The sequence below is a fragment of the Mesorhizobium sp. M5C.F.Ca.IN.020.32.2.1 genome, from assembly GCF_004023105.1.
GTDB lineage: Bacteria > Pseudomonadota > Alphaproteobacteria > Rhizobiales > Rhizobiaceae > Mesorhizobium > Mesorhizobium wenxiniae.
In genome coordinates, this window is sequence record NZ_RZSX01000154.1 from 1 (window position 1) to 9,319 (window position 9,319).

At 62.8% G+C, this 9,319-nt stretch carries 9 protein-coding genes and 1 pseudogene; 4 read left to right on the top strand and 6 right to left on the bottom strand.

Annotated features, from left to right (window positions below; genetic code table 11):
* The 5 genes and pseudogenes from EOA86_RS10450 to EOA86_RS10470 form a co-directional block, all read right to left on the bottom strand.
* Positions 1–185, bottom strand: a pseudogene (locus EOA86_RS10450) (4-(cytidine 5'-diphospho)-2-C-methyl-D-erythritol kinase); the annotation flags it as partial.
* A 25-nt stretch (positions 186–210) separates the two neighbouring features.
* Positions 211–396: a hypothetical protein gene (locus EOA86_RS10455; protein ID WP_065006190.1), complete on the bottom strand. Its 186-nt coding sequence runs from the start codon at positions 394–396 to the stop codon at positions 211–213.
* An 82-nt stretch (positions 397–478) separates the two neighbouring features.
* A complete protein-coding gene (locus tag EOA86_RS10460; RefSeq protein WP_065006299.1) occupies positions 479–1,345 on the bottom strand; it encodes a S49 family peptidase in 867 nt (288 codons plus the stop codon).
* A gap of 84 nt (positions 1,346–1,429) precedes the next feature.
* Positions 1,430–2,230, bottom strand: coding sequence for a methyltransferase (locus tag EOA86_RS10465; RefSeq protein ID WP_128341553.1), 801 nt, complete (start codon positions 2,228–2,230; stop codon positions 1,430–1,432).
* The gene (locus tag EOA86_RS10470) at positions 2,230–2,454 is read right to left on the bottom strand and encodes a DUF2007 domain-containing protein (RefSeq protein ID WP_029355541.1); all 225 of its coding nucleotides are present in this window, start codon (positions 2,452–2,454) and stop codon (positions 2,230–2,232) included. Before EOA86_RS10470 ends, EOA86_RS10465 begins: the two co-directional genes overlap by 1 nt.
* A 166-nt stretch (positions 2,455–2,620) precedes the next feature.
* On the opposite strand from EOA86_RS10470, the gene EOA86_RS10475 reads away from it, so the two are divergent.
* Positions 2,621–3,637 carry a polyprenyl synthetase family protein gene (locus EOA86_RS10475; RefSeq protein WP_029355543.1) on the top strand — a complete coding sequence of 339 codons (1,017 nt, stop codon included), beginning with the start codon at positions 2,621–2,623 and terminating at the stop codon, positions 3,635–3,637.
* A gap of 39 nt (positions 3,638–3,676) precedes the next feature.
* Here the strand turns inward: EOA86_RS10475 and EOA86_RS10480 are convergent, their stop codons facing one another.
* Entirely contained in the window at positions 3,677–5,110 is a 1,434-nt protein-coding gene (locus tag EOA86_RS10480) for an MFS transporter (RefSeq protein WP_245497211.1), read from the bottom strand.
* Positions 5,111–5,213: 103 nt separating this feature from the next.
* Here EOA86_RS10480 and EOA86_RS10485 point away from each other — a divergent pair, with 103 nt between their 5' ends.
* The 3 genes from EOA86_RS10485 to EOA86_RS10495 all read left to right on the top strand — a co-directional run bounded on the left by EOA86_RS10485 (position 5,214) and on the right by EOA86_RS10495 (position 8,940).
* Complete coding sequence (locus tag EOA86_RS10485; protein ID WP_128341556.1) at positions 5,214–5,819, top strand: TetR/AcrR family transcriptional regulator; 606 nt, start codon at positions 5,214–5,216, stop codon at positions 5,817–5,819.
* A 271-nt stretch (positions 5,820–6,090) separates the two neighbouring features.
* The gene (locus EOA86_RS10490; protein ID WP_127210652.1) at positions 6,091–7,866 is read left to right on the top strand and encodes a tetratricopeptide repeat protein; all 1,776 of its coding nucleotides are present in this window, start codon (positions 6,091–6,093) and stop codon (positions 7,864–7,866) included.
* A 126-nt stretch (positions 7,867–7,992) separates the two neighbouring features.
* Positions 7,993–8,940 carry a glycine--tRNA ligase subunit alpha gene (locus EOA86_RS10495; protein WP_128341557.1) on the top strand — a complete coding sequence of 316 codons (948 nt, stop codon included), beginning with the start codon at positions 7,993–7,995 and terminating at the stop codon, positions 8,938–8,940.
* Positions 8,941–9,319: the final 379 nt, after the last annotated feature.

Here is a 9,319-nt window from a genome sequence, read left to right on the forward strand (position 1 = left end):
TATCGGCCCGACGCGGAAAACCCATCGCTGTCGGCAAGTTCGATCTCGATCCTGTCGCCGAAGCGCGTGAACACCGCCAGGCTCTCGATCATGTGATAGCCGTCGGCGCGCCTGCCGGTGACGTGCAGCGCGAGATTTATCTTGGCGTGCGCATGCCACGCCCGGACAGTGATGCCGGATTCCACGGGGTCAGTCGCGAGGGGGATGATGTCAGTCCTTGGCCAGCCGGTATTCGCCGGTCTTCGGGTCCTTGACCAACGTGCCCATTGTGCCGTTGGTAGCCTGCTTTTCGGTGCGCCGTATCTTGGCCGTCACGCGCTCAGCTTCCCTGACGAAGGAGCGATAGCCGAAATAGGCGAGCAGGCCGACGGTGATGAAGAAAATGATCTGTGGCATGTCAAACTCCTCCCTCACAAGGCCGACTGCGGCGGCCGGTCGGGTCGGTCAAGCTTTCAAGCTAAACGCTTTTACTGGCTTTTCAAAGCCCGAAGCGCGCCCATAATGCGCGCTCTTCCGCCGCATCGATCACGCTGCTTGCGGCAGCCGCGGCGATCTCGGGCGCCGAAAAACCCGCTCTGCTCGAGCCGAACCAGCCGAACCGGCCGAACAGGCCCCGCGGCGCCGTGATCAGTTTGAGCTGGGTCTTTGGCCCGAAACGGGTCTTCAGCACGCTGCGCATATCGCCGAGCGCATCGACAAGGCCGAGCTCCAGCCCCTTCTTACCGGTCCAGAACAGGCCGGTGAACAGGTCCGGGTCGTCCTTGAGCTTAGGGCCGCGCCGGTCCTTGACGAGATCGATAAAGGTCTCGTGGACATCGAGCTGCAGCGCCTTCAGCCGTTCGATATCTTCCTTCTTCTCGGGCTTGAACGGATCGAGCACCGCCTTGTTCTGGCCGGCAGTATGGACGCGGCGCTCGACGCCGATCTTCTTCAACAGCTCGGGAAAGCCGAACGAGGCCGACACCACGCCGATCGAACCGACGATGGAGGACGGATCGGCAAAGATCTCGTCGCCGGCAATCGCTATCATGTAGCCGCCCGAAGCCGCCACGTCCTCGACGAAGACCAGAACCTTTTTGTTCTTCTCGGTCGCCAGATCGCGGATGCGTCTGAAGATCAGCCGCGACTGCACTGGCGAGCCGCCTGGCGAATTGATCGAAATGGCGACCACGGGCGCATCGAAGGAAAACGCCTTCTCGATAGGGCCGGCAGTGGACGCGAGCGACAGGCTCGGCCGGAACTGGCCGCCGCCGGGCATGATCGTACCGTGCAGCCGGATAACAGGAATAACGACGATGTCGGAGCGCCAGGATTTCGGCAGCAGGCGGTTTAGGAAGCGTTTCACGGGGTCTCCGGTCAATTGGCTTGAAGGCATGTAGGGATTCGCCGGCCAACGGCAATGCCCGCGCCGCTTGCTGGTAGAAAAGGCTCAGTCGCCGAACAGCGAAGCCAGCCCGTTATTGATCATATCGGTCCGCTCCGTTGGTCCGTCGCCCGATCGCGCATGCAGCATCAGCGGCGGGCGGATCGACAGTTTTCCGCGTGAGCCGAGTATTGCCCTGACGACGATGCGGATCGCCGCTGCTTCGGGGCGAGGGTGGACGGCCAGCATCTCGGCGTCGCCGAAGCGGCCTGATATCGCATCGAGAATGGCGCCGAGCTGATCGGGCCTGGCAATTACGGCAAGACCGCCGCGCGGCCTGACCACGGCAGCCGCACTTCGGATCCAGCTGTCGAACAGCCGATCCTCCATGACATGCGCCGCCTTCCTGAGCGCGTCGGGCGTGGCGCGATCCTCGGCGGCGTTGAAGGGCGGGTTCATGATGACGAAATCGAAGGAGTTGTCGGCAAGCCCAGTGGCTGTTCGCGCTTGGCCCGACAGCGCAACGTCCGCGGCGAGCACCGAGGCGCGGTCGTTGAGATGCGCATTGCCGGGATGGGCAAGCGTCGTTGCGGCGAAGGCTGCCATTTCCTGAGACCGTTCGATGAGCACGGCCTCGGCATCAGGACAGCGCGACAGCACGGCCAGGCCTGCGGCGCCAGCGCCCGCGCCGAAATCGGCAAGGCGTCCGGCGAAGGAGGACGGCACGGCAGCGGCCAGCATCATGGCGTCCATGCCGGCGCGATGGCCGGCTTGTTTCGGCTGCACCAGCCAGAACCGCCCGCGATGGAAGGCATCGACCGTATGGGCCGGCGTGTCCTGGACAAGGGTGGCGCGCGCCGCGGACATTATGTCTGGCGGATCTCGTTGGCGATGCCGGCATCCGTCAGGATGCGCCGCGCCGCATCGGCCTGGTCGGCGTCGACCAGGATGCGCCTGGGCAGGATTCCGATCGAACCGTCGAGCACGCTCATGTTCTGGTCGGCGACGAAACAGCCGATGCCGGCATCGCGCATCAGCGATTCGACAAAGGAAATGATCACGGCATCGTTGGTGCGGATAAGCTCTATCATCGGGCGAAACTCGCAGGTTGCAGCGTTTATGTAAATGTGGGTGGCTCCGGACGCCAGCCTCGACCGCGCCAATTCGCCTCTTGCCGTGCCCGTGGGTACCGCCCTAGAGTCTGCCGCGGGATCGGGGTGCCGTCGTGCGCGTGACTTCTGGACGGGAGTGTTTGTGGTGGGTGTCGTTCTCAACATCGAAAACGGGAAGCGCGAAGCCGCCTCCATAAAGGATCTCATCGACCTGACGTCGACCGATATGGGGCGTGTCAACAAATTGATCCTGTCGAAGGCCGGTTCCGACGTCGAGATGATCCCGGAGATTGCCAACCACCTGATCTCTTCCGGTGGCAAGCGGCTGAGGCCGATGCTGACGCTCGCCTCGGCCCAGATGTTCGGCTATTCCGGCGAGGGCCACGTCAAGCTCGCTACATCAGTCGAGTTCATGCACACCGCCACGCTCCTCCACGACGATGTCGTCGACGAGAGCGGCATGCGGCGCGGCAAGAAGACCGCCCGTATGATCTGGGGCAACCAGGCGAGCGTGCTGGTCGGCGATTTCCTGCTTGGCCAGGCTTTCCGCATGATGGTCGATGTCGGTTCGCTGGAAGCGCTCGACATCCTGTCCAGCGCCGCCTCGATCATTGCTGAGGGCGAGGTGATGCAGCTCGCCGCCGCCAAGAACCTCGAAACCACGGAGGATGAGCATTTCGCGGTGATCAAGGCCAAGACCGCGGCCCTGTTCTCGGCCGCCGCCGAGGTCGGTCCGGTCATCGCCCAGGCGACGCGCAACGATCGCGCGGCGCTGCGCTCCTACGGCATGAATCTCGGCCTTGCCTTCCAGCTGATCGACGATGCGCTGGATTATGGCGGCACCAGCAAGGATCTGGGCAAGAATGTCGGCGACGACTTTCGCGAAGGCAAGGTGACGCTGCCGGTGATCCTCGCCTACCGGCGCGGCACCAAGGCGGAACGCTCCTTCTGGAAGCGCGCCATCGAGGACAATGTCACCGACGACACCGGGCTGGAAAAGGCGATCGGATTGATGACCCGCCACGGCGCGATCGCCGACACCATCGGGCGCGCCGGCCATTTCGGCGAGATCGCCCGCGACGCGCTGGCGCCGCTCGAGGCGACGCCGCAGAAATCGGCGCTGATCGACGTCATCGATTTCTGCATCAGCCGTGTGAACTGAGAGGCATCGCCGATATTTGGCCGGCACGGCCTCCGCACGTCATTTTGGTTTCCCCGGAAGGACCATTGCAGCGAGCAGGCTGAAAACGATGCCTGCCGCAGCGAGCCAGAAGGCGACCTGGATGCCCTCGGCGACAGCGATCTTCAAGGCGTCACCTGTCAATCCGCCGACATTGCGGTTGGCAATCGCGATCAACGCCGCCATGCCGATCGCATTGCCGACATTGAGCATGGTGGAGGCCATCCCCGACGCGACACCCTGCTCGTCATGGGAAACACCCGAAGCGGCGGCGATCCACATCGCGGTCCAGACGATGCCTTGTCCGACTCCGGAGATGATCAGGCCGGGTACGAGGGATAGATAGCTGCTGTCGGCGTTTGCACCTGATACCATCAAGGCTGTCCCGATCGCGCCGATGACCATGCCGCCAACCAGCGTGGCGCGCGTCGAAAAACGCGTTGCCAGACGTTCGCCGACTTGCGTGCCGGCCGCGATGGCGACTGATGGCACCAGGAACGCCAGGCCGGCCTGCAAGGCGGTGAAGCCATGCACGTTCTGTAAAAGCACGGTGAGGAAGTAGGGCAGGGCGCCGAAAGTCCCCATGAAGAGGAAGGTGATCGTCATGCCGGCGACGAGGCTGCGGTTGTGGAACAGGCGCAGCGGCATCAGCGGGTCGGCGCTCCATGCCTCTATCGCTGCGAGGGCGATCAGGAAGAATGCCGCCAGTGCAGCGCTGAAGACGATGGCGGCCGACCCCCAGCCATATTCGGGCCCCTGAACCAGCGTGAAGACAAGCAGGGTCGCACCGGCAGTGACGGTTAGCGCGCCCGGCAGATCGAAGCTGCGATGTTCATGCCGCTTGCCGTCACGCGGAATGATGGCGAAAGCCGCGATGATGGCGATCCCAGCCAAAAACACGTTGACATAGAAGACGGATGGCCAGCCGAACGCGCTGGTGAGAAGCCCTCCCGCCAGCGAGCCGAGCGTCAGGCCACTCGCTCCGGCGCCGCCCCAGACCGCAAGCGCCCGGTTGCGTTCCGGCCCCTCGGCAAACAGGCGATTGATCAGTGACAGCGTGGCCGGGAACAGGAACGCGGCGCCGATGCCTTGCACCGCACGGGCCGCGATGATGATTTCCGGCGACCAAGCGAAGCCGCCGACCAGGGACGAAAGCGCATAGAGCCAGAGCGCGAAGATGAAGATCCGGCGCTGGCCGATCAGGTCGGCGGCGCGGCCACCGAACAGCAGGAAGCCGCCGGTGAATACGGTGTAGGCGCTGACCACCCATTGCAGGGTCTGGCCCGAAAAGCCTAGCCCCGCGCCGATTTCCGGCAACGCCACGAAGACGATGTTGAGGTCGAGTGCGATGATAAGCTGCGCGAAGGCGAGCAATGCCAGCGTGGCGCCGCGCTTCGCGCCGACTCCTCCTGTTGCCGCGGCGCCGAACGGTGCGCCTTGATCGAGTGAACTCATGTCAATCTCCATGCTGATAATTCTTTATCGATCGACAAAGAATTAAGTTTGCAATCCGAAGTCAAGCGGATTATTTGTTGATTGATAAAAAATGGAGGCCGCAATGGCGGGAAGGCCAAGGGAGTTCGATCGGGACCAAGCGCTCGAGAAGGCCCGCGACGCCTTCTGGACGCGCGGCTATGAGGGCACCTCGATGGCCGATCTCGTGTCGACGCTTGGTCTGGCCTCGCCGCGTATCTATGCCGCCTTCGGCTCGAAGGAGAACCTGTTTCGGGAAGCTGTCGTTCTTTACGAAACCAGGGAAGGAAGCTTCGCCACCCGGGCCCTTGCCGAGGAGCCGACCGCTCGGCGGTTTGTCGAGCGGTTGCTGCGCGATGCAATCGAAGTCTATACCAGGCCGGATTTGCCGCAGGGCTGCATGGTAGTCTCGGCGGCGACCAACTGCGCCGTTGAAAACGATGGTGTGCTGCGCTGGCTGGCTGAGCGTCGCCGGGCGCGCAATACACTCATTGTCGAACGCCTGAGAAAGGGCATTCGGGACGGGGAACTCAAACCGGACACGGACCCGGAGGTCCTGGGTGATTACTACACCACGGTTCTGTTTGGTCTCTCGGTGCAGGCACGCGACGGTGTGCCTAAAGAGCGGCTGCACGCTCTGATTGCCGTGGCGATGCAGTCGCTGGAGGCAAGACCTTCGGGGAAACCGTGAATTTCACGCATCGTGGAGGGCCGGCCTGTGCAGCGCGTTCAAGCGAATATGGGGATACCTGTATACAGAAATCCGGCCTGCCGCAGAAATCTTCAACGAAGCGCGCTGGACGGTCGCAGTTGGCGCTCCTAGCTTGGTTTTTGATCGCATGACCGATTGTGAATTCGGCCGGGTTGAAGCATGACCCCAAAAAGGCCATGCTTTGCCTGGAAAAGATCGAGTCTACGGCGATCCCGCTGACGCGGCCATGGCTTTGACTGAAAGGGATACGATGCGGCAAGGATGTGCGCGCTGGCTGACAGGGCTGGCAATTGTGACGGGCATGGCGATCTCCGGTTTGCCTGCCTATGCCAAAGAGACCACCGAGCCAGTCAATATTACGTCGTTCTCGGGCGCCTATCTTGCCGCGCGGGTCGCCGAAGGCGACAATGATCTCGACAGCGCCATCGCCTACTACAAGCAGGCGCTCGCCTTTGCTCCCGGTGATACCTCGTTGCAGCAAAGCCTGATGCTGTCGCTGATCGCGCAAGGGCGCTTCGAAGAATCGCTGGTCTATGCCGACAAGCTCAAGACGGTTCCCGACGTCGAGCGGTTCTCGCGCCTAGCGCTGGCCGTCGGTTCCTTTCACAAAAAGGATTTCACCAAGGCTGAGTACTGGCTCAAGCTTTCGCTCGAATCCGACCTCGACCGGCTGATCTCCGGCGTCATGACCGGCTGGGCCAAGCAGGGCGCCGGCAACCCCAGCGAGGCCATGGCCTCCATCGACAGGCTGCAGGGTCCGGACTGGTTCGGCCTCTTCAAATCCTTCCATCGCGCGCTGATCGCCGATGCGTCGGGCCTGCCCGAAAAGGCGGACGCGATCTACGCCGCCACCTTGCAGGACACCGCGACCGGTAGCGCCGCGCCCGAAACCTGGATGCGGAATGCGCAGGCCTATGCCTCCTTCCTTGCCCGCAAGGGCGACAAAGACAAGGCACTGTCCGTGCTCGATCAGGCCGAGGCATTTGCACCCGGCAAGGTCGAGATATCAGCGCTTCGCGACAGGATCACCAAGGGCGAGAAGGTCGAACCCTTCGTTGCCGGCCCCTCCGACGGCGCCTCGGAAATACTGCTCGATCTCGCCACCGCGCTCAATCGCGGTGGCGGCGAGCCGTTCGTCCGCCTCTATCTGCAATATGCCCTGGCACTGCGGCCCGACAGCGACGCGGCCCTTGTCCAACTCGCCGCCGTTTCCGAGCAGTTGAAGGACGGCGAGGGCGCCATCGCCTTCTATCGCCGCATCCCGGCCAGTTCGCCGCTGAAGCCGCTTTCGGAACTGCAGCTCGGCCTCAACCTTGCCGATCTCGACCGCTATGATGAGGCCATCGCCCATTTGAAGGCCCTCGTCGAAGCGCATCCCGACGACATGCGCGCCTATCAGGCGCTCGGTGGCGTCTATGCCTCGAAGGAGGATTTCCGCTCCGCGGCCGGTCTCTATGACAAGGCGGTAGCGATGCTGAAGACCCCGACCCGCGCCGACTGGAACATTTTCTACCAGCGCGGCATCGCCTATGAGCGGCTGAAGGAGTGGCCGAAGGCCGAGCCGAATTTCCGCAAGGCGCTGGAAATGTTCCCCGACCAGCCGCAGGTTCTGAACTATCTCGGCTATTCCTGGGTGGACATGAACATCAACCTCGAGGAAGGCCTTCAGATGATCCAGAAGGCCGTCGACCTCAGGCCGAGCGACGGCTACATCGTCGATTCGCTGGGCTGGGCCTATTTCCGCCTGGGCAGGTTTGAAGACGCTGTGCGCGAAATGGAGCGTGCCGTGTCGCTGAAGCCGGAAGATCCGGTGCTGAACGATCACCTCGGCGATGCCTATTGGCGCGTCGGCCGCAGGCTGGAAGCCACCTTCCAGTGGAACCAGGCCCGCGACCTGAAGCCGGATCCCGACGTGCTCGCCGCGTTACAGCAGAAACTGCTGAAGGGCCTGCCGCCGATCGAATCCAACACGGCGCAGGAAACTCCGAAGGTCAAGCCCGAACCGGCGCCCGCGCCGAAGGGCTGACCCCTCGCCTTGACGCTTGGCAGGCGGCGCTCTAGAGCCTGATCCCGAAAAGTTGCAGACTTTTCGGACAAGATCATGCGGTCTCATCCAACAGGTGCCGCATCCCGCCGCTCCGTCGAGGCCGCCGTGACCGTTGATATCCCAGCCCATATGCATCCCAGCCGGTCGTTCCAGGGGCTGATCCTGACCTTGCATAACTACTGGGCCGACTATGGCTGCGTCGTTCTCCAGCCCTATGACATGGAAGTCGGCGCTGGCACGTTCCACCCGGCGACGACACTGCGCGCGCTCGGGCCAAAGCGCTGGAACGCGGCCTATGTGCAGCCTTCGCGCCGGCCCAAGGACGGGCGCTACGGCGAGAACCCGAACCGGCTGCAGCACTATTACCAATACCAGGTGATCCTGAAGCCGAACCCGCCTAATCTGCAGGAGCTTTATCTCGGCTCGCTGGCGGCGATCGGCGTCGATCCGCTTCTGCATGACATCCGCTTCGTCGAGGACGACTGGGAAAGCCCGACGCTCGGCGCCTGGGGGCTGGGCTGGGAGTGCTGGTGCGACGGCATGGAAGTGTCACAGTTCACCTATTTCCAACAGGTTTGCGGCATCGAATGCGCGCCGGTGGCGGGCGAGCTTACCTACGGGCTGGAACGGCTGGCCATGTATGTACAGGGCGTCGACAATGTCTACGACCTCAACTTCAACGGCCGCGACGGCGCCGACAAGGTGACCTATGGCGACGTCTTCCTACAGGCCGAGCAGGAATATTCGCGGCACAATTTCGAATTCGCCAACACCGCGATGCTGCTTCGGCATTTCGAGGACGCCGAAGCCGAGTGCAAGGCGTTGCTCGAAGCCGGCGCGCCTTTCTCCCCCCTCCAGGGGGAGGGGAACCACCGGATGGTATTCCCCGCCTACGACCAGTGCATCAAGGCCAGCCACGTTTTCAACCTGCTCGACGCGCGCGGCGTGATTTCCGTCACCGAGCGGCAGAGCTACATCTTGCGGGTGCGCAATCTGGCGAAAGCCTGCGGCGAGGCGTTTTTGCTGACGCAGGCAGGTGGGCTGGCGGCTTAGCTCCAGAGACAATTTGCGATTTCGACTGAAGCGCTGATTGGCAGTACGCCTTGGCCGCTGGAACCAGCCATCGTCCGCAGCGCCTGTCTAACGCCAGGCATCGTGAACGTGCCATGAGCCTGCGCCGCGAAACAGGCGCTGAGCGCGAGGATCTGCAGGAATGTCGATGCCGTCTTCATGGTCGTTCAGCCAATAGTCCTCTGCCTGAGCGTTGGTCGCTTCAGCGCTGCGTTCGGTTTGTGGAAATCTGTGATCCAAGGACGGATAGCCCCGCTTCGACCCGACAGGCAGCGGAATATTTTTGGAAATCGTCGGTAAACATGCCGATTGCATGGGGAAGGCTGACAGCAGCCAGCCGAGTTGCTATGCCCTCTTTACC